The sequence below is a fragment of the Streptomyces phaeofaciens genome (assembly GCF_014648915.1).
GTDB classification, from domain to species: Bacteria; Actinomycetota; Actinomycetes; order Streptomycetales; family Streptomycetaceae; genus Streptomyces; species Streptomyces phaeofaciens.
Window position 1 is genome coordinate 196,952 of the sequence record NZ_BMSA01000004.1, and the last position, 19,101, is coordinate 216,052.

General features: G+C 71.6%; 20 protein-coding genes. 8 read left to right on the forward strand and 12 right to left on the reverse strand.

The features are described 5' to 3' along the window. Positions 1 to 67: 67 nt before the first annotated feature. Positions 68 to 994 carry a LysR family transcriptional regulator gene (locus tag IE275_RS10550; RefSeq protein WP_189710133.1) on the forward strand — a complete coding sequence of 309 codons (927 nt, stop codon included), beginning with the start codon at positions 68 to 70 and terminating at the stop codon, positions 992 to 994. Positions 995 to 1,088: 94 nt separating this feature from the next. Here IE275_RS10550 and IE275_RS10555 read toward each other — a convergent pair whose 3' ends face one another. Further along, complete coding sequence (locus IE275_RS10555; protein ID WP_189710135.1) at positions 1,089 to 1,742, reverse strand: TetR/AcrR family transcriptional regulator; 654 nt, start codon at positions 1,740 to 1,742, stop codon at positions 1,089 to 1,091. 129 nt (positions 1,743 to 1,871) lie between these two features. Here IE275_RS10555 and IE275_RS10560 point away from each other — a divergent pair, with 129 nt between their 5' ends. Further along, the gene (locus tag IE275_RS10560; protein ID WP_189710137.1) at positions 1,872 to 4,280 is read left to right on the forward strand and encodes an MMPL family transporter; all 2,409 of its coding nucleotides are present in this window, start codon (positions 1,872 to 1,874) and stop codon (positions 4,278 to 4,280) included. 120 nt (positions 4,281 to 4,400) lie between these two features. Beyond that, complete coding sequence (locus IE275_RS10565; protein ID WP_189710139.1) at positions 4,401 to 5,291, forward strand: glycoside hydrolase family 19 protein; 891 nt, start codon at positions 4,401 to 4,403, stop codon at positions 5,289 to 5,291. Between the two features lie 117 nt (positions 5,292 to 5,408). On the opposite strand, the gene IE275_RS45870 is transcribed toward IE275_RS10565, so the two are convergent. The 3 genes from IE275_RS45870 to IE275_RS10580 all read right to left on the reverse strand — a co-directional run bounded on the left by IE275_RS45870 (position 5,409) and on the right by IE275_RS10580 (position 7,980). Next, complete coding sequence (locus IE275_RS45870) at positions 5,409 to 5,816, reverse strand: hypothetical protein (RefSeq protein ID WP_229870189.1); 408 nt, start codon at positions 5,814 to 5,816, stop codon at positions 5,409 to 5,411. Positions 5,817 to 5,988: 172 nt separating this feature from the next. Continuing rightward, a complete protein-coding gene (locus IE275_RS10575) occupies positions 5,989 to 6,501 on the reverse strand; it encodes a DUF5990 family protein (protein WP_229870190.1) in 513 nt (170 codons plus the stop codon). Positions 6,502 to 6,702: 201 nt separating this feature from the next. Beyond that, positions 6,703 to 7,980: a PP2C family protein-serine/threonine phosphatase gene (locus IE275_RS10580; RefSeq protein WP_189710143.1), complete on the reverse strand. Its 1,278-nt coding sequence runs from the start codon at positions 7,978 to 7,980 to the stop codon at positions 6,703 to 6,705. Positions 7,981 to 8,644: 664 nt separating this feature from the next. Here IE275_RS10580 and IE275_RS10585 point away from each other — a divergent pair. The 4 genes from IE275_RS10585 (at position 8,645) to IE275_RS10600 (ending at position 10,697) form a co-directional block, all read left to right on the forward strand. Beyond that, a complete protein-coding gene (locus tag IE275_RS10585; protein ID WP_189710145.1) occupies positions 8,645 to 9,283 on the forward strand; it encodes a DUF5994 family protein in 639 nt (212 codons plus the stop codon). 5 nt (positions 9,284 to 9,288) lie between these two features. Continuing rightward, positions 9,289 to 9,453, forward strand: coding sequence for a hypothetical protein (locus tag IE275_RS10590; RefSeq protein WP_189710147.1), 165 nt, complete (start codon positions 9,289 to 9,291; stop codon positions 9,451 to 9,453). A 186-nt stretch (positions 9,454 to 9,639) separates the two neighbouring features. Continuing rightward, on the forward strand, positions 9,640 to 10,011 hold the full coding sequence (locus tag IE275_RS10595) for an STAS domain-containing protein (RefSeq protein WP_189710150.1): 372 nt from the start codon (positions 9,640 to 9,642) through the stop codon (positions 10,009 to 10,011). Between the two features lie 56 nt (positions 10,012 to 10,067). Continuing rightward, on the forward strand, positions 10,068 to 10,697 hold the full coding sequence (locus tag IE275_RS10600; protein WP_229870191.1) for a hypothetical protein: 630 nt from the start codon (positions 10,068 to 10,070) through the stop codon (positions 10,695 to 10,697). Between the two features lie 20 nt (positions 10,698 to 10,717). Here the strand turns inward: IE275_RS10600 and IE275_RS10605 are convergent, their stop codons facing one another. Beyond that, on the reverse strand, positions 10,718 to 11,056 hold the full coding sequence (locus IE275_RS10605) for a winged helix-turn-helix transcriptional regulator (protein WP_189710154.1): 339 nt from the start codon (positions 11,054 to 11,056) through the stop codon (positions 10,718 to 10,720). A gap of 96 nt (positions 11,057 to 11,152) precedes the next feature. On the opposite strand from IE275_RS10605, the gene IE275_RS10610 reads away from it, so the two are divergent. Continuing rightward, positions 11,153 to 12,034: an NAD(P)-dependent oxidoreductase gene (locus tag IE275_RS10610; RefSeq protein WP_189710156.1), complete on the forward strand. Its 882-nt coding sequence runs from the start codon at positions 11,153 to 11,155 to the stop codon at positions 12,032 to 12,034. Positions 12,035 to 12,106: 72 nt separating this feature from the next. Here IE275_RS10610 and IE275_RS10615 read toward each other — a convergent pair whose 3' ends face one another. The 7 genes from IE275_RS10615 to IE275_RS10645 all read right to left on the reverse strand — a co-directional run bounded on the left by IE275_RS10615 (position 12,107) and on the right by IE275_RS10645 (position 19,044). After that, on the reverse strand, positions 12,107 to 12,886 hold the full coding sequence (locus IE275_RS10615) for an SDR family NAD(P)-dependent oxidoreductase (RefSeq protein WP_189710158.1): 780 nt from the start codon (positions 12,884 to 12,886) through the stop codon (positions 12,107 to 12,109). Beyond that, entirely contained in the window at positions 12,883 to 13,854 is a 972-nt protein-coding gene (locus tag IE275_RS10620) for a fumarylacetoacetate hydrolase family protein (RefSeq protein WP_189710160.1), read from the reverse strand. The genes IE275_RS10615 and IE275_RS10620 overlap by 4 nt, the downstream gene beginning before the upstream one ends. 25 nt (positions 13,855 to 13,879) lie before the next feature. Further along, a complete protein-coding gene (locus IE275_RS10625) occupies positions 13,880 to 14,812 on the reverse strand; it encodes a VOC family protein (RefSeq protein ID WP_189710162.1) in 933 nt (310 codons plus the stop codon). Positions 14,813 to 14,816: 4 nt separating this feature from the next. Next, the gene (locus tag IE275_RS10630; RefSeq protein WP_189710165.1) at positions 14,817 to 15,815 is read right to left on the reverse strand and encodes an amidohydrolase family protein; all 999 of its coding nucleotides are present in this window, start codon (positions 15,813 to 15,815) and stop codon (positions 14,817 to 14,819) included. Next, positions 15,812 to 16,942: an FAD-dependent oxidoreductase gene (locus IE275_RS10635; protein ID WP_189710168.1), complete on the reverse strand. Its 1,131-nt coding sequence runs from the start codon at positions 16,940 to 16,942 to the stop codon at positions 15,812 to 15,814. The genes IE275_RS10630 and IE275_RS10635 overlap by 4 nt, the downstream gene beginning before the upstream one ends. A gap of 129 nt (positions 16,943 to 17,071) precedes the next feature. After that, positions 17,072 to 18,040, reverse strand: coding sequence for a cyclase family protein (locus IE275_RS10640; protein WP_189710170.1), 969 nt, complete (start codon positions 18,038 to 18,040; stop codon positions 17,072 to 17,074). Then, a complete protein-coding gene (locus tag IE275_RS10645) occupies positions 18,037 to 19,044 on the reverse strand; it encodes a fumarylacetoacetate hydrolase family protein (RefSeq protein ID WP_189710172.1) in 1,008 nt (335 codons plus the stop codon). The genes IE275_RS10640 and IE275_RS10645 overlap by 4 nt, the downstream gene beginning before the upstream one ends. Positions 19,045 to 19,101 lie beyond the last annotated feature (57 nt).

The following is a 19,101-nucleotide window of genomic DNA, read 5'->3' on the forward strand; positions in this document are numbered from 1 at the left end:
ACTCCGACTCTGGCACCGGCCTGGTGGCACGTAAAGTGAGGGATTCCGAAGAGAAAGTTCATGTCTCATGAAGTCCCAGCCCGATCTGAAGCTCCTGGCCACCTTCCTGGCCGTGGTGCGTCAGGGCTCGATGGCCGGGGCCGCGACGGCGCTCGGCTACGTCCCCTCGGCGGTGTCCCAGCACATCGCGGCGCTGGAGCGCGACCTGGGCGTGGAGCTCATCGTCCGCCGTCCCGGCAGCCGGCTGATCCTGACCGCGGCCGGCCGCTCCCTGGCGCAGGCGACGGAGACGCTCTTCGACGCGACGGCGCGGTTCCAGGACGCCGCCGCGGGCATCGCGCAGCGCGAGATCGCCGAACTGCGGGTCGGGACCTACCCCAGCGCGATGAGCCACCTGCTCCCGGACGTCCTGACCACGCTCAGGGCCCGCCGCCTGGGACCGCGCCTCCGTCTCATCGACGTGGAGACCCATGAGGGCCTGCCGCGGGTGAAGTCGGGGGACATGGACCTGCTCATCGCCTACCGCTACCTGCCCGAGGACCCGCCGGGCCGTTCCGAGGCGTGGACCGTCACCGCCCTGGGGCGTGAGCCGCTGGTGCTGGTCGCGGCCGCCGAGCCGGGGCGTCGACGCCCGCCGGAGCTGGCCGAGTGCCTGGAGCGGGCGTGGATCTCGGGCCACGCGCACAACGCCGACCGGCGCCTGCTGCACCGCTGGGCGGGAGAGCTGGGGATCGCGCCCCGGGTGACGCTGGAGACCGAGGACCTGCACAGCATGCTCGCCATGATCCGGGCCGGCCTCGCGGTGGGCCTCGTCCCGGCCACGCTCCTCGGCGCGGGACCGGAGGGATCCGGGGTCGAACGGGTGATTCTGCCGCCCGGGGCCGCGCCGCTGTACCGGGAGATCCTCGCCGTGAGCAGACCCGGCACCCGCTCCCCCGTCATCGACGAGCTGGTGGCGCTGCTGGCCGCCGCCGTGGAGAGCGTCCGGTCGTAGCGGCGACGCCGCGGAGCTCTCATGCCCGTATGCCCGCATGCCCGCATGCGGGTGCGCCATATGCGGTGTGCCGTCCGACGCGTGCCGTGCGCCGTCAGGCGTCCGCGGGGCGGCCGGGTGAGACGCCGCCGACCGCGGCGCGCAGGTCTCCTTCCCCGGCGGACAGCGCGGGGAGGGGGGTCGCGTTGGCGGGGTTGAGAGAGTCGAAGAGCAGGGCGACGTACCGCGCGCGTACGGACGGCGCGGTGCCGGGGAGGGCGAGGCCGGCCACGGCCATGACCAGGATGTGGGGGATGTCCTGCGGGGTGAGGTCGGCGCGGACCTCACCCGTCCGCTGGGCGCGCAGCAGCAGCGGCTGGAGGGAGTCGCTGAAGCGACGGATGGCGTCGACGGCGACGTCCGCGAAGTTGCTCGCGAAGGTGACCAGGCCCTTCTCCTCGGTGATCAGGTCGAGGAGGCGGGTGGCGATGTCCTGGAGGGCCCGGCGCGGGCGGGTGGTCTCGGCGGCGCCGTCGATGAGCGGGAGCAGGTCCGTCTCGAGGATGTCGTCGAGGACGGCCCGGACGATCGCCTCACGGTTGGGGAAGTGCCGGTAGAGGGTGGCGATGCCCACGCCCGCTTCGGCCGCGATCTGTTCCAGGGAGCCCTCGCCCACGGCGAGGACGGTGCGTCCGGCGGCGGTGATGCGTTCGGCGCTGGAGCGTGCGTCGACTCTGCGCCGGGGGGCGCGGTCGTTCGTGGTCGCCATGTGGGGCTCCTCCCTGGTCTGCGCCCAAGGCTATCCAGCCCACGGGTGATAGTTGACTATCACTTCGATAGTACCCTCTCACTTCGGAGCGCGCCGCTGTCCGCCGGAGCGCCCGGAAAGGGGAGAGTTGTGTCCGTTGTGCTGTACAGGCTGGGCAGGTTCGCCTACGGCAGACCGTGGTACGTCATCGCCGGCTGGCTTGCCGTGGTGGCCGCCGTCGTGGGGCTGTTGACGGCCGGCCCGGTCAGGGTGAGCAACGAGGTGCGTATCGACGGCACCCCGTCGCAGAAGGTCATCGACGAACTCGCCACGGCCCTGCCGGAGGCGTCCGGGGGCCAGGGCATGCTCGCGTTCAGGGCGCCGGACGGCGCCCGGGTCGACGGCGCGAGGACGGGGGCGGCGCTGATCGCGGCCGTGGACGCCGTGTACCGCCACGACCATGTGATCGACGTACGGGAGGCCCTCGCCGAGGAGGCCGCCAAGAGCGACAGCGTGCTGCTGCGCGCACAGGCGGCCGTTGCGCCGGCCTCGGGGCCGACGTCCTCCGACAAGGCCCCGGTTCCGTTCCTGGTGGACGGCCGGCCGGTGCCCGGAGTCGTCGTCTCCGCCGACGGCTCCACCGCCCTGATGCAGTTCCCGTTCGACGAGCAGACCTACGAGTTGCCCTCCGGGACGATCGACAGCACCGTCAGGGCCGCCGAACAGCGAGCCGCCCGAGGCGGGCTGGAGGTTCTGCCGTCGGCCTCGATGATGGAGATCCCGGACATCATCGGGGTGGGGGAGATCGTCGGCGTCGGCGTGGCGGCCCTGGTCCTGCTGGTCACCCTCGGCTCCGTCGTCGCGGCGGGCCTGCCCCTGATCATCGCCCTGGTGGGCGTCACGATCGGCGTGGGCGGCGCCTTCACCTTCTCCACCGTCTTCCAGATCCACTCCCTCACCGCGGTCCTCGCCCTGATGCTGGGGCTGGCCGTCGGCATCGACTACGCCCTGTTCATCGTCAGCCGGGAACGCCGGCTCATCCTCGAAGACGGCCTGGACGCCCACGAGGCCACCGCTCGCGCCACCGGCACCGCCGGAAGCGCCGTCTTCTTCGCGGGCAGCACCGTCGTCATCGCCCTGGCGGGGCTGCTGGTCGTCGGCATCACCCTGCTCAGCACGATGGCCGTCGTCGCCGCCGCCACGATCGCGGTCGCCGTCCTGCTCGTCCTGACCCTGCTGCCGGCGCTGCTGGGGCTGATCAAGGAACGCGTCTGCCCCGACCGGGCACGGCGCGAGGCGCGGCATGGGTCGACAGACGCGCGGCGCACCCTGGGGACACGCTGGGGTGCGGGCCTGGTCCGCCGCAAGTACGCCGCCCTCGCGGCCGCGTTCCTCGTCCCCGCGATCCTCGCCGTGCCGGCCGCGGACATGCGCATGGGGCTGCCCTCCGGAGCCGGCTACAACACCGGCACGGCGCAGCGCCAGAACTACGACGTGGTCAGCGACGCCTTCGGGCCCGGCTACAACGGCCCCCTCATGATCGCCGTCGCCTCGGCGGGCGGGCAGCGCCCCCTGGCCCCCGCGGCGCTCACCGCGATCGCCTCCGGGCTGCGGGACACCGAGGGCGCGGTCTCGGTGTCACTGGCCGGGGTCAACGGCACCGGGACGACCGCCGTCCTCACGCTCGTCCCCGGCAGCGGCCCCAACGACGACGCCACCCAGGACCTCGTCACCGCCGTACGGGACAAGAGTGAGCGGCTCGGCGCCGAGCACGGCGTCACCGTCGGCGTCACCGGCTTCACGGCGCTCGCGATCGACGTGTCCGACCGGCTCGCCGACGTCCTGCCCCTCTACGTCGCCACGGTTCTCGGGCTCTCCCTGGTCGTGCTGCTCCTGGTGTTCCGGTCCCTCATGGTCCCGGTGACGGCCACCCTCGGCTTCCTGCTGAGCATCGGCGCCACCTTCGGCCTCACCACCGCCGTCTTCCAGTGGGGCTGGCTCCAGGGCCTGATCGGGCTGGACGCCACCTCGCCGGTCGTCAGCCTGCTGCCGATCATCATCACCGGTGTGCTGTACGGGCTCGCGATGGACTACCAGATGTTCCTGGTCACCTCGATGCGCGAGGCCCATGTGCACGGCGCCACCCCGGTGGACGCCACCGTCGCCGGCTTCGCTCGCGCAGGCACCGTCGTCGTCGCGGCGGCGACCATCATGGTTTCGGTCTTCGCCGGATTCGTGTTCAACCCCGAACCCATGATCAAGCAGGCCGGTTTCGCCCTGGCCACGGGCATCCTCGTCGACGCGTTCGTGATCCGCATGACCCTCATCCCGGCCACGATGGCCATCGCACAGGCGAAGGCCTGGTGGATCCCCGCCGGGCTGAACCGGCTTCTGCCCGACCTCGACGCCGAGGGCGACAAGCTCGCGCAGAGAATGCCGCCGCCCCGGCCCACCGCATCCGACTTCGCCAACGTCCCGCCAGGTCAGGGCACTTCCGTGTCGACGCCCCCCGAATCCAATTGGTCTACACCCTTGACTGGTACAGACCAAAGCGATTGAGTGTGCCTCCACACCCCCCACCGCGGCCGCCCCGGAGCCGTGGCCGGCCCTGTCGGCGCGTGCGCTCAAGGCTCCGCCTTGTCTCCGGGTGCGGCCTGGCACTGTGAAGGAATTGATCCTGTGTCAAAACGTCGCCTCTCCGCCCTCATGGCCGCGATCGTGGTCGGAACCGCCGCACCCGTGCTGCTTCCGGCCGCGGGCGCCTCCGCCGCCGCCTGTTCCAGCTACCCGAGCTGGACGGCCGGCAAGGCGTACCGCACCGGTGACATCGTCCGGTACACCGACGGCAAGGCCTACATCGCCGAGCACGACAACCCGGGCTACGACCCCGTCATCAGCACCTGGTACTGGGAGCCGTACGCCTGTGACGGCGGCTCCACGGACCCCTCCGGCGGCTTCGTCGTGAGCGAGGCCCAGTTCAACCAGATGTTCCCGAGCCGGAACTCCTTCTACACCTACAGCGGCCTCAAGGCGGCTCTCAGCGCCTACCCGGGCTTCGCGACCACCGGCAGCGACACCGTCAAGAAGCGGGAGGCCGCGGCCTTCCTCGCCAACGTCAACCACGAGACCGGCGGGCTGGTCCACGTCGTGGAGCAGAACACCGCCAACTACCCGCACTACTGCGACTGGAGCCAGCCCTACGGCTGCCCGGCCGGTCAGGCCGCCTACTACGGCCGCGGCCCCATCCAGCTCAGCTGGAACTTCAACTACAAGGCGGCGGGCGACGCGCTCGGGATCGACCTGCTCAACAACCCGAACCTCGTGCAGAACAACGCGTCCATCGCCTGGAAGACAGCGCTCTGGTACTGGAACACGCAGTCGGGACCGGGCACGATGACACCCCACAACGCGATGGTCAACAGCGCCGGGTTCGGCCAGACGATCCGCAGCATCAACGGTTCCCTGGAGTGCGACGGCAAGAATCCCGCGCAGGTGCAGAGCCGCGTCGACGCCTACCAGCGGTTCGTGCAGATCCTGGGCACCTCCGCGGGCGCCAACCTGTACTGCTGACCGCCACCGGCAGGGCCGCGGGTCGCCCGCCTCGACGGTACCGTCGCAGGGCAGGACAAGGCGGCCGTGCCGAGTGCGCGTTCCGGACTCCGGTGACCCGTCGCCGGAGTCCGTCGATCAGCCTTGCCTGTGCCGCGCGGATCCGGGCAGCACCCGCACGACCCACATGTATCCGGCCAGTCCGAGTGATCCGCGCGCCATGGCGTCGGCCCAGGCGGGCACGATGCTGCCCCAGGCGTTCCCTCCCACGCTCCAGAACAGCAGCAGGCTCAGCGCGCCGGCCACGGCGACCGCGCTCCCGTACCGGACCGGTGTCGTACGGCTTCCGCCCAGCCAGGTGCCCAGGAGCCCCGCCGGAATCTGCACCAGCACATGGAAGACGACGCAGGCCGACGGCACGGCGAGCAGGAGGAGGAAAGGAGCGTCCGCGGTGGGATCGCCCGGCGGGGTCGTGTAGCCGGCGTCCAGCATCCAGAACGGCGGCACCAGGAACGTGAGCAGGAGTATGGCGCCGCTCAGATGCATGGCACCGAGGTGCCGCAGTACGGGAGGTGAAGTCCCGATGGTTCGCCCCGCGACACTCGGACCGTCGGATCTCACGCTCATTTCCCCCTCCCGGCGCCGTGCGCGGCCGCAGGTCATGATAGTCGGGCGGTGCTGTCAGGCCGCCCGGCGGGGGCTTCTCCGGCTGTGGGCGCTACCGGGAACCCCGTACTGCCCCCAGTCGAGGTGACAGCCCGTCCTGACCGGCGGGTTCGGCGGTCCAGGTGATGTGCGGGGGCTCGACACGTGCGCACAGGGGGCCGCCGTGCGAGTCGGTCAGGCCGAGGCGTCCTACCAGCAGGCCGTCGTGCGCGGCGGCCGCGAGCACGTCGGAGGGGACGGCGTCCAGCATGAGCTTGGCGCGGCGGAACATGGAGAAGACGCCCGAGTCGTCGACCGTGCCCCAGGACAGGTAGACGAACCGGCGGCCCAGACGGTCCTGCACGTACGGGCCTGTCACCTCGATGCCGTCGGGTGTGGAGGTCGCGGTGCACTGAAGGGTCCAGGTCGCGGACGCGGCGTCGCCGGGCTGTGGTTCGAGGACTTCGGCCGGACGGTCGCGGCGTTGCACGGCGACATGGATGTCGACGTACGAGGGGCCGTCGCTGTCGGCGGGGGCCGCACGGGTGCGGCCGGGCAGGTCGACGGCGTCGATACGGATGAGCATACGGACCATCATCTCCCCGTCGTCGGCGCGGTGGGCGGGGGCGGCGGTCGCTCAGGGCTGTTCGTCTGCCCGGTGGGGTCAACGATCCCACGACCGGCCCCGCGCCACGAGGCCCCCCGAGCCGGCGGTGCAGCCCGCTCCACCGGTCGAGCGTGGCCGGTCGCGTGCGGCCGCTTCGGCCTGGCGAGGCGTGGGGTCGCGTCACCGGTCCAGGCTCGGCGGGCCTTCGTCGCGGGCTCGGTCGAGGGCGGCGAGATGGTCGGCGTCGCCGCCTCGCCATTCGATGAGGAAGATGGTCGCGTCGTCGCTCGTGGTGCCGCCACGTTCCTGTTTCAGGGTGTGGGAGAGGGCTCGCACCACCGCCCGTACCTCGGTGCGGTCGCGGAGAATCCGGTTGGTCCACTCGACGAGCTGTTCCTCACCGAACTGCTCCCCGCCGGCCTGGTGCTCCTCGATCAGACCGTCGGTGAAGCACAGCAGCCGGTCCCCCGGGTGCAGCGTCCGCTCGCTGACCACCGGATCCTCACCGCCGAAGCCGACCGGCAACGTGGTCGGGCTCTCCAGCCGGTCCACCACCGCGCGGTCACGGATCAGAAGCGGGGCCGGATGGCCGGCGTTGACCCACTGCAGCCGGCCTGTGGTGATGTTCAGGATCATCATCTGCGCGGTGACGAAGTGGTCGGGTCCGAACTGCTGATCGATGGCCCTGTCCATGAACGCGTACACCTCGGACAGATCGGTGTCGGCCCGTCGTGTGTGGCGATAGGCGCCGATGGCCACTGTCGCCATGGTCGCCGCGTCCAGCCCGTGGCCCATCGCGTCGATCATGGCCACGTGAAGGACGTCGCCGTTGAGGGCGTAGTCGAAGCTGTCGCCGGCCACGTCGTAGGCGGGCTCCAGGATCCCGGCCACCTCGACCTGGGGAACGGTCATCGACAGTGGGGGCAGCAACGACCACTGGATCTCCGCGGCCACGCTCATCGGGGCGCTGCGGCGGGCCCGGAAGAACAGGTCGGTGTAGGCGTCCTTGGTGACGATCATGTCCGCGACCAGACCGGCAAGTCTGCGGAGCAGTCGCCGGTCGTCGTCATCGACCCTGTCCAGGGTGACGGCCATCGTTCCGATCTGGTCGCTTCCGTCCAGCAGCGGCAGGTACATGCGCACACTGCCGTCCTGCGGCACCTCTACCGTTCTGCGGCTCAGGAAGGCCTCACCGGCGGGAGAGTCCTCGACCGGCTCGGGGCCGCCGACCCTCAGCCCCCGGCCCGACAGCGGCACCAGCAACACCTGTTCGTAGTCCTGCAGGAGGATGGAGACCTCCCGCCCGCCGACCCTGGCCACCTCTTCCGCGACGAGCGGGGCGATCAACTCCGGCGGCATCTCGTGGGCCCGGTCCAGCAGCACACCCAGCAGTCGTTCGCCGAACCCCTCCGACCGGTCCACTCCGATCCTGCCCGGCTTTCGCCCACCGTCCGTCATCGCTGCTTGCTTCCCTTCGTCCCGGGGCGCGATCTGCCTGGGGAGCTCGTGGGGCTGCCGGGTCCACGCGGTGTTCGCCGGGCGGGACGGCGAGGGGGCCGGCCCGGCGCCCCGGCCTCGTCGAACCGCGGCCGGTGCGGGGCGGTGCCGGCCTGAAGGCGCCGGCGCCCGACACCCCGGCTTGCCCGGCGGGCGCCGTGGTCGTGTTCCCAACGACCCCGGCGTATACACACCGGGGTCGCCCTTCCGGGCCGGTCGCACGTGAGAGTGTGCCGACCCGCTTTCATGCTATTCCTGGTGCGCATTTCGGGCATCAGGTATTTCGCGGCACCCGTGTCCATTCCGGGCTCTGCTGCGCGAGCGGTGTCCACCGTGAGGTGGAGGCGGATTCCGCCGCCGGGCGCCGTGGGCGTCGAGCCGACGGATCATGACAGTCCCGCATAATTGAGCTCTTGCACGGCATTCCGCCGCCTGGGTTCGGGGGACGGTTCGTCCGCAGAGCCCAGGGGGCGGTTCATCCCCCGGTGCCACGGTCCGTTCGGCCAACCGAGGAGTAGGCTGAACCTACCGAGGATATTTCGCGCACCGGCTACCACGCTCGTGTCGTTTTCGGCGATCGAATAGGCCGGGCCGGCTGCGGTCGCCCCGGGGCAGGGTTCGCGTCATGACTGCGACCATTTCCTTCTCGCCGACACTCGAAGACCGGTTGTCGTCGTCGTCCTCCCCCTCTCCGTCCCCGCTCCGTCTGTCGCTGGCTCCCGGCGACGCCGCGCCGCCTCTCCTGGACGGCGCATGGTGGCCCCGTTCCCGCGATCTGACGGCGGAACTTCCCGCCCTCACAGCCGTACTGGATCCGTTGTGGGGGTGGATCACCCGGGTCACGGTGAACCCCACCCACTGGCCGGTCGTCCCGCGCAAGGTGCCCGTCGCCGGGCATGCGGTGAACGTGGGCTGGTTCCTGGCCGAGCAGGATCCGCACGAACTGCTGCTGCTCTCGTACCACGTGGGCCGGTGGAACCTGCTGGTGGTTCCGCCGAGGACGGATCAGGTCTCGGCCGACTGGCTGATGGCCGCCGCGAGCGACCCACTGGGCACGTCGACCGCGAGCGGGTTGATGGAGGAGGCGGCGCGTCTGCGGACGGTGTCCGAGACCGACCGGGCCGTGGAGGCGGTCTGGGACTCCGAAGGCGGACATGAGGCCCACGATCCGGCCGTACGGCCACGGATCCCGGCAGTCATGGCCGGGGACGGAGAGCGAGCCGCCGCACCTGTCGCGACCCCGAATCCGCCGATGGGGAGGTGAGGACCGTGGAAGCCTTCGTGACCGTTGTCGTCGTCATGGCGATGATCGCTCTGGGCGTGCTCCTCATCCACCTGGCCAACCGGCAGCACAGCGACAGCATCGCGCCCTTCCAGCGCGGCCGCTCCCCGTCGACTTCGCGGGGACGCCGCAGCCGGAAGGGAGTGGAGTGAGTCCCCACGGTCCCCCCAGCCGACGACACCGTGATCGTCACTCAGGGTGACCAGGAGCACTTCCTCTTCCTGGTGATCCCTCCGCGGACGACGCATCCGGGCGCTGTGGCCGTGATGGTCACGGCCGTACGGGACGACTGACGCACGCCCACCCACCCACACCTCATGCGTCCGAACAGAGGAGCCATGCCCCCTCCCCAACTGAACGTCTACCGGCACGACCGCGACACCCGCGCTCTGATCACCCTCGCGGGAGAGATCGACCTGGCCACGGCACCGCAGGTGAGCAAGGCGCTGGCCGAATGCCTGCCCGACGGCATCCGTAGCATCGATGTCGACCTCACGGCGGTCACCTTCTGCGGTGCCAGCGGACTCAACGCCTTCCTCACGGCGTTCCGGCTCGTCACGGATGCCGGTATGACCCTGCGACTGCACTACCCGTCGCAGACCATGGCCCGCGTCATCGAGATCACCGGCACCGGCTTCCTGCTGCACCCGGTACTCACCGGTCGCGCACGATCTCATCGGGTTCCTGTCGCCGTGGGCGGTGCGCTGTGACGACCCCGCCCCGGCGGGAGCAGCCGCCGCACGGCGAGGGAAGCCCCCCGCCTGCCATGGACGCGTTACGCCTGCGCCGGCTGAACCGCTGGCAGGCCGAGACCCTCAAGGAGGACCTGGCCGATCTGTACGTGGAGTCCTCCCGGGCACAGCCCGGCGAGGACTACCGGGGCCGGGAGGCGTTTCTACGGCGGCTGACCGGGGCAATCCGGCGCCCGGGCTTCGCCCTGCTGATAGCGGAGAGCACGGCCTTCGCCGGGTGTGCCTACGGATTCCCGGTACGGCGGGAGGGAACGTGGTGGCGGGGGTTCGACGGACCCCTTCCGCGGAGCGTCGAACAACTCACCGCATCCGGACACGTCTTCGCGATCACCGAGACCCTGGTGCACCCTCACACGGACGACCCGGGCCTGGCCCGCCGACTCCAGCACCGCCTGCTCGCCGACCACCACGCCTCGCTCGGGGCGACGTTGGTGGACCAAGCCGACTCGGCGGCCTGCGACGCCTTCCTGTCGTGGGGCTGGCAGGACATCGGTGCGGTCCGTCGACCGCCGGACCGTCCTGGTCTGCGGCCGTCGGACGCCTTCGTGCTCCGGGCTCTGGTGCTTCCTCTCGCGCCCGGGCCGCGTACGGCCGCCCATCCGGACGGGCTGGCTCACGAGAACCGCACCCAACGGCCCGACTGAGACCGCTCTCTCCTCGGCCCTCAGCCGACGGGCCGCTCGCGTCCCCAGGCGGCCAGCGGCCGGAGTGCGTCGTTGAGGCGGGTGCCGTCCTCGGTCAGCGAGTACTCGACGCGGGGCGGCACCTCGTCGTAGGAGACCCGGCGCACGACACCGTCCGCCTCCATCTCGCGCAGGTGGGAGGCGAGCACCTTCTCGGTGACCCCGGGGAGCAGCCGGCGCAGCTCGCCGAAGCGGCGGTGGGGGTGTTCGTGGAGCGCCCAGAGGATCAGCACCTTCCACTTGCCGCCGATCACCTCCATCGCGGTGTCGATCCCGCAGACGTGTCCGTCTGGTGCGCCCGGCCGGTTCAGCGTCGTCATGCCCCACCCCTTTGACGTGCTCGCTCACCCCAGGGTAACCACCCACTCCGAAGTACGTACTTGATCACGTACGGGACTGCGAGCAGCCTGACCGGCATGACACAGCACCCTGTTGAGAAGACACCCCTCACCCTGCTGGGCCTCGGCACGATGGGCGGCGCGCTGGCCCGCGCCTGGCTCGCCGCCGGCCATCCGCTCACCGTCTGGAACCGCACCCCCGCCCGCGCGGCGGCCCTCGCCGCCGAGGGGGCGCGGGTCGCGGGCAGCGCCGCCGAGGCGGTCGCGGCGAACTCCCTGATCGTCCTGTGTCTGTTGGACGACGCCTCGGTCGACGAGGTGCTGGCCGGCACCGACCTGGCCGGCAGGGACCTGGTCGACCTCACCACCGGCACCCCTGCCCGGGCCCGCGCCCGCGCCGAGTGGGCCCGCGAGCGCGGCGCCCGCCACCTGGACGGCGGGATCATGGCCGTCCCCCCGATGATCGGCGTCCCGGAAGCCGGCGGCTACGTCTTCTACAGCGGCTCCCGGGACCTGTTCGAGCGGCACCGGGAGACGCTGGGCGTCCCGGCCGGCACCACCTACGTCGGTGAGGACGCGGGCTTCGCGGCCCTGTACGACGTGGCCCTGCTCAGCGCCATGTACGGGATGTTCGCCGGGGCCGCGCACGCCTTCGCCCTGATCCGCAAGGAGGACATCGACCCCGCGTCGCTCGCCCCGCTGCTCGCGGACTGGCTGGTCGCGATGGCCCCGGCCGTGCACCAGACCGCCGAACAGCTGCGCAGCGGCGACTACACCAAGGGGGTCGTCTCCCCGCTGGCCATGCAGGTGGCCGGCACACCGACCTTCCTGAGCACCGCCGAGCAGCAGGGCGTCAGCCCCGAACTGCTCAGTCCCTACTTCGCCCTGATGCGCCGCCGCCTCGCCGAGGGCAGCGGCGAGGAGGGCCTGACGGGCGTGATCGACCTGCTGGCGCGCTGACCGGCCGCCTGCGCGTGGTCGCCGGTCACGCCGGGTCGCTCGTCACCCGCGAGGTGTCGCACGCGCCCGGGATCAGTGCGGCCTCGGCGTCCGTCCATGTCCTGACTCCCCTGGGCGCAGCGCGTCCGAGACGGACTTGACGCCGCCGTGAGCGGTCAGCCCGCCGTCCACGGGGATCTCGGCGCCCGTGATGAAGGACGCCTCGTCGGAGAGGAGGAACACCACGAGCGGGGCCACCTCGTCGACGGTGCCGGTGCGACCGAGCGGGGTCTCGCGGACGTTGGCCTCGCGGAAGGCGGGCGCGGCCGACGCGGTCATGTCGGTCTCGATGAATCCCGGGTGGACGGTGTTGACGCGGATGCCGCGCGGCCCCAGCTCCGTCGCGGCACTCTTCGACAGCCCCCGCAGAGCCCATTTGCTGGCCGTGTAGGCGACGGGATAGTGGCCCGTGAGCGCGGCGGTGGAGCCGACGTTGACGATGGAGGAACCGGGTGGCATCAGCGGCGCGAGATGCTGGATGCCCAGCAGGGGGCCGGTGACGTTGACGGCGTGGACCCGGTCGAAGTCGACCGGCCGTACGTCGCCGAGGCGGGCGCGCCAGGTGACGCCCGCGTTGTTGACCAGGCCGTGCACCTGGCCGTACGCCTCCCTCAGCCAGGCGGCCAGGCGGGCCCAGTCGTCCTCGCTGGTGACGTCGAGGGGGCGGCAGTCACCGTCCGGGTGGACGTCGGTGGCGATCACGCGGGCGCCCTCGCGGGCCAGGGCCGCGGCCTCGGCGGCGCCCTGGCCGCGGGCCGCGCCGGTGACGACCACGACCTTGCCCAGCAGCCTCCGGGGACTCGGGGTGCTCATGGCCGCTCCCGGCCGCGGCGGCGGGCGAAGGGGATCGGCACCGGATCGGCGCCGGCGACCACGGTGTTGGAGGTGGTGCCGATGCCCTCGACGGTGAGGGTGACGGTGTCCCCCGGCTTCAGCGGCGGCGGGTCCTGCGCGCCCCGTACGCCCCACAACTCCGCCAGGCAGCCGCCGTTGCCGCAGGTGCCGGAGCCGAGGACGTCACCGGGGCGCACCCGGGTGCCGCGTGAGGCGTAGGCCACCATCTCCTCGAAGGTCCAGCTCATGTTGGACAGCAGGTCCTCGCCGACGATCTCGCCGTTGACGGCGGCGGTGAGCGCGAGCCGCAGGAATCCCTCGGTGTCCCGGTGGGGCTCCAGTTCGTCGGCGGTGACCAGGTACGGGCCGAGGGTGGCGGCGGTGTCCTTTCCCTTGCAGGGGCCGAGGCGGACCTGCATCTCACGGGACTGGAGGTCGCGCGCGGACCAGTCGTTGAACACGGTGTAGCCGACGATGTGGTCCCGTGCCCGCTCGGGGGTGAGGTCCCGCCCCTCCCGGCCGACGACGGCGGCGACCTCCAGCTCGAAGTCGAGGACGGTGCTGCCCGGGGGCACGGGTACGTCGTCGTGGGCGCCGACGACCGCGTAGGGGTTGGTGAAGTAGAAGGTCGGGGCGTCGTACCAGGCCTGCGGCACACCGGCCACGCCGTCCACGGACCGCCGTACGCCTTCGACGTGTTCCTCGAAGGTGACGAAGTCCCGCACGGTGGGCGGTTCCAGCGGCGGCAGCAGCCGTACCTCCGACACATGAGGGCCCGGCGGGACGTCGAGGGTGGCGGCGCCGAGGCGGAGCAGCCCGTCCAGGCCGTCGCCGGACCGGATCAGCTCGGTCAGCGAGTGTGCACCGGGGACCGGGTGGAGGGTGCCGTCCTCGTCGACGACGGCGACCCGGCGTCGATGCCGGTGTTCGTAGGTGGCGAAACGCATGTGCGGCTCCAGACGACTCGGGGGATCAGACCGGCGGGGCGACGAAACAGCCGCGGTCGACGTCGTTGAACGACTCCTTGGCGACAAGTTCGTTCATCGCGTTCGCGGTACCCCACTGGTCGGTGACCTCCGGCCGGGAGAAGTCGTAGACGTGCGGGTGCCAGGTGTCCTCGTCCAGCAGCTCCAGCTCCGTCGTGTACTCGACGGTGTTGCCCTGCGGATCCAGGAAGTAGGTGAAGGTGTTGTCGCCGGCAAGGTGCCGGCCCGGTCCCCAGAGCTTGCGGGCGCCGGAGCGGATCACGCGGCCGGTGCCGCGCATGTACTCGTCGATGCCGCGCAACTCGAAGGAGATGTGGTGCAGGGCGGTGTGCGGGCCCTGGGCGATGGCCATGGAGTGGTGCTGGTTGCTGATCCGCATGAAGTGCATGGCCTCGCCCATGCGCGGGTGCATGAGCGTGTCGGAGAGGCGGAAGCCGAGGTGGCGCTCGTACCACTCCCGGGTCCGGTTCAGGTCCGGGGAGTTGAGGACGACGTGCGACAGCTTGACCGGGATCGACTCCTTCTCCTCGATCTTCCGGTGCCGCCTGACCTCGACGTCGGCGGAGACCTCGACGGTGCGGCCGTCGACGTCGAAGAACCGGAAGCCGTAGCCGCCGCCGGGGGTGTCGATCGTGCCCGGCCGGGAGATCAACCGCACGCCGCCCGCGAGGAGTTGTTCGGCGAGCGTGTCGACGTCGGCCGGGCTCGCGGCGCCGTACGACACGAGGTCGAGCCGCTTCTCGTCGGACCTGCGCAGCCGGACGACGTAGTGCTCGGGCGAGCCCTCGGCGGCCAGGAAGGAGATGCCGGAGTCCTCGGCGACCTTCGTCAGGCCCCAGACGCCGGCGTAGAAGTCGAGCTGTTCGTCGTAGTCGGGCACGGCGAGGTCGACGTGCCGCAGATGGGTGAGCAGACGCATGGGGTCAGTCCTTCCGGAGGAGGGCGGCGGCGTTGCCGCCTCGTACGGCGTGGAAGTCGGCATCGGGCAGCCGGGCCGCGCGCAGCGCGCCGACCGGGTCCTCGGTGCCCATGTCGAAGGGGAAGTCGGAGCCGAGCAGCACCCGGTCGGGGCCGGCGACGCGGATCAGCTCCCGCAGCCCGTGGGGGTCGTGGACGAGGGAGTCGAAGTACAGACGCCTGAGGTAGCTGCTGGGCGGGTGGGCGCAGCCCGCACCCGCGTCGGAGCGGGCCGACCAGGCGTGGTCGGAGCGGCCGATGTGGGTGGGGAGGTAGCCGCCGCCGTGCGCGGCGATGATCCGCAGGTCCGGGTGGCGGTCCAGGACGCCGGAGAAGATGAGGTGGGACAGGGCGACGGCGTTCTCGGTGGGCTGGCCGACGACGTTGGACAGGTACCACTGGTCCAGGCGCTCGTCGAGGGTGCAGCCGAAGGGGTGCAGGAAGAGGATCGCGCCGGTCGCGGCGGCCCTGGCCCAGAAGGGTTCGTAGGCCGGGTCGGACAGTTCCCTGCCGGGTGCGTGGGAGGAGATCTCGACGCCCGACAGGCCTTGTTCCAGGGCGTGTTCGAGGGCGCGGACCGCCAGCCGCGGATGCTGGAGGGGGACGAGTCCGAGGCCGTGCAGCCGGTCGGGGGCCTGCGCGCAGTGCGCGGCCGTCGCCTCGCCGGCCAGCCGGTACAGCCGCTCGGCCGTCTCCTCGTCCGCCCAGTAGTGGTAGTGCGAGGGGGACGGGCTGACCAGCTGGACGTCGACACCCCGTGCGTCCATCGCGGCCAGCCGTACCGCGACGTCGGTCAGCTTCGGGACGCGTTCGGCGACCATCGGGCCGCTGACGGCCAGGGAGGCCGGGCCGTTGCGGCGGGCGTCGAGTGCCCTGGCCTCGGCAAGGCCGGGGAGGCCGGCGACGAGCGCCTCGACCTCGGGCAGCAGGACGTGGGCGTGGACGTCGACGGTGGGCGCGGTCACGGCAGCTCCTTCAGGACGGCCATGGTCCGGCCGATCAGTCCGGGCATGTCGGCGTCGCGCTCCCCGTCCAACTGCCATCGGCAGAGCTGCACGGACGCCTCGACGACGGTCCGCACGCGCGGGACGCGTCGGTCGTGGTAGGCCTGGAACAGCTCGTCGTCCCAGGGCCGGCCGCTGGTGAGCAGATCGGTCAGGACCGAGGCGTCCTCCAGCGACATGGCCGCGCCCTGGGCGAGGGTGGGCGGGCAGCAGTGGGCGGCGTCGCCGACCAGGACGACCCGGCCGCGGTGCCAGGAGCTCTCGACCAACAGCCGGTCGAACCATGTGTAGTTGACCTTCGCCGGGTCGGTGAGGTGCTGGGCGATCTCGGGCCAGACTCCGCCGTACTGCTCGGCGAGCCGGCGCATCTCGTCCGCGTAGAGGGACGGGTCGATGGTGTTCCGGTCCCGGCACGCCTCGACGACGTAGGCGTAGACGGTGTGCTCGCCGGTGGGGGTGTAGCCGGCGATGTAGGCGGGGCCGCCGTAGGTGAGGTCGGTGCGGGTGACGCTCGCGGGGCGGGGGGCGGGGGCGCGCCAGATGGCCATGCCGACGGGCTCGGCCCGGTCGGTGATGCCGATCGCGGCGCGGGTGGCGGAGTTGAGGCCGTCTGCGGCGATCACCAGGTCGTAGCGGCCCTCGGAGCCGTCGCTGAAGCGGACGAGGACACCGTCCGCGTCCTGGTCCAGGGTTTCGGCGGTGGTGCCGAGGCGTACGGTGGCGCCGGAGGCGCGGACGGCGTCGATGAGGATCTGCTGGAGCTGCGGACGCTGGAGGCCGAGGGTGGCGGGCAGGTCGTCGCCGCCCGTCCTCATGTCCTCCTTGACGAACAGCACGGTGCCGTCGGGGGCGGTCACGCCCAGCGATCCGTAGGCGAATCCGGAGGCCTCGACCTGCTCCCAGACGCCCAGTCGGCGCAGGACGCGCAGGGCGTTGCCCTGGAGGGTGATGCCGGAGCCGGTGGTGGCGTTCCAGTCGGGACTGGCCTCGATCAGGTCGACACGCAGGCCTGCGCGGCGCAGCAGGACGGTGACGGCGTTGCCGGAGGCGCCGCCGCCGACGACGAGGACCGAGCGGGTGTGGGGCATAGGGAACTCCCTTGTTCCGGCGCCCGCTTGAGGGCGAACGGGTGCGGTGGCGAGAGGGGCTGTTCGACGGCGACCGGCGCGGGGGCGAGACAGGCTGCTCGACGGCGACCGGCGCGGGGGCGAGGCGGGCTATTTGACGGCGATCGGGTTGACCGGGGAGCCCACGGCTCCGGTGATGGGCAGGGGCGCGGCGGTGAGCCAGAACGCGTACACGCCGTCCGCCGCGCAGTCGGCCGCGAGCGCGTCGGGGTCCCACATCTCCCCTATGAGGAGGCCCATGTGCGGGATGGCCACCTGGTGGAGCGGCTGGAAGGCCCTGTCGAACTCGTTGGGCCGCACCTCGAAGCCCCAGGTGTCGGTGGCGATCGCGGCGATCTCGGTACGGTGCAGCCAGCCGGCCGTCGTGAACGACAGCCCGGGGGCGTCACCGCCCGCGTAGTCGCCCCATCCCTCACGCCGGGCGCGGGCGAGCCGCCCGGTGCGGACGACGACGAGATCTCCGCGGCCGACCGACACGCCGTGCGCCTCGGCCGTCACGGTCAGGTGGTCCTCGGTGACGGCGAAGCCGTCGGGCAACTCGCCGTTCTCGCCGATCACTCGGCCCACGTCGAGGAGGACTCCGCGCCCGGCGACGTACGGCGCCATGTGCTCGATGCCGGTCACGAGGTCGCCGTCGGCGGTGACGACCTTCTCCGCCCGCCGTCCGTTCCAGGCCCTGCCGTGGTCGAAGATGTGGCCGAGGCCGTCCCACTGGGTGGAGCACTGCAACGGCATCGCGATCACGTCGTCGGCGCCGCCGATCCCGTGCGGGAAGCCCTGGTTGCCCAGCGCGGCGTCCGTGCCGGTGTCCAGCATGGTGTGCACCGGGTTGGTGCGTCGCCGCCAGCCCTTCTGGGGCCCGTTCATGTCGAAGCTCTGCGAGAGGGAGAAGCTCACCCCCCGCCGTACGAGGGCCGCGCCCTCCCGCCGTTTGGCCTCGTCAAGGAAGTTGAGCGTTCCGAGGACGTCGTCCTCGCCCCAACGGCCCCAGTTGGAGACGGACTTGGCTGTCGCGGCGATCGCGCCCGCGGGGTCGGTGCGGTCGTGGGGGAAGGTCATGACGCGGTCTCCTCGGCGACACAGCGGGTGCGCTGGGCGCCGAGGGAGGTGATGGAACCGTCCATCACGTCGCCGTCCCGCAGCAGCCGTCCCCAGTGCATGCCGTTGCCGGCCGGGGATCCGGTCAGCACCAGGTCGCCGGGCAGCAGCCGGGCCGCCTGCGAGGCGTACGACACGATCCGCGCGACGCCGAAGATCATGTCCCTGGTGGACTCGTCCTGCATGGTCTCGCCGTTCAACTTCAAGGTGACCCGCAGGTCACCGGGGTCGGTGAGCTGCGCGGCGGGCACGATCCACGGGCCCAGCGGGGTGAACCCGGGAGCGTTCTTGGAGTGCAGCCAGTCGGTGCCGATGGCCTTCATGTCCCGGCGGAAGACGGTCGCGCGGTCGGTGAGGTCGTTGGCGATGGTGTACCCGGCGACGTGGTCGAGGGCCTCCTCGACGGAGACCCGGTAGGCGGGCCGGGCGATGACGGCCGCCAACTCCAGTTCCCAGTCCGGCTGTTCGGCCCAGGACGGCAGGACGACGTCGTCGTAGGGGCCGGTGATCGCGCTCGGCAGACCGATGAAGACGTACGGCAGGTCCTCGGCCGCCCGCCGGTCCATGACCGCGGCGATCTCCGCCCGCGCCTCCTCGGCGGTGCGCGGATCGTCGGGCGAGCGGTGGGCGAGCTCCAGGTCGATCACGTGCCGGCGGTAGTTGGCCCCGGACTGGAAGACCTGGCGCGGCTCGACCGGGGCGTGCACGTGCAGGCCGTCGAGCGGCCGCCAGCCGTCCACGGAGGCGTCCCCCGCCAGCTCGTGCAGACGGGGCAGCACCTCCTCCCAGCGTTCGAAGAGGCCCCTGGCCGTCAGGGCGGGCTCGCCGAGCGCCGCGCGAAGGTCCAGCACGCGGCTCTCGGGCGTCACCAGGCCGGGGAAAAGTTCCTGTTCAGGGGCGGAAAAGGTGCCGAGGGCGAAGGGTCCGGAGAAGGACGCGGTAGGGGCTGCGGGTTTCACGGGCATGTCCTCCTGGTTGCGATGGCACTAATCTGGCCCCCCTCTCGTAATCTGGGAAATAGA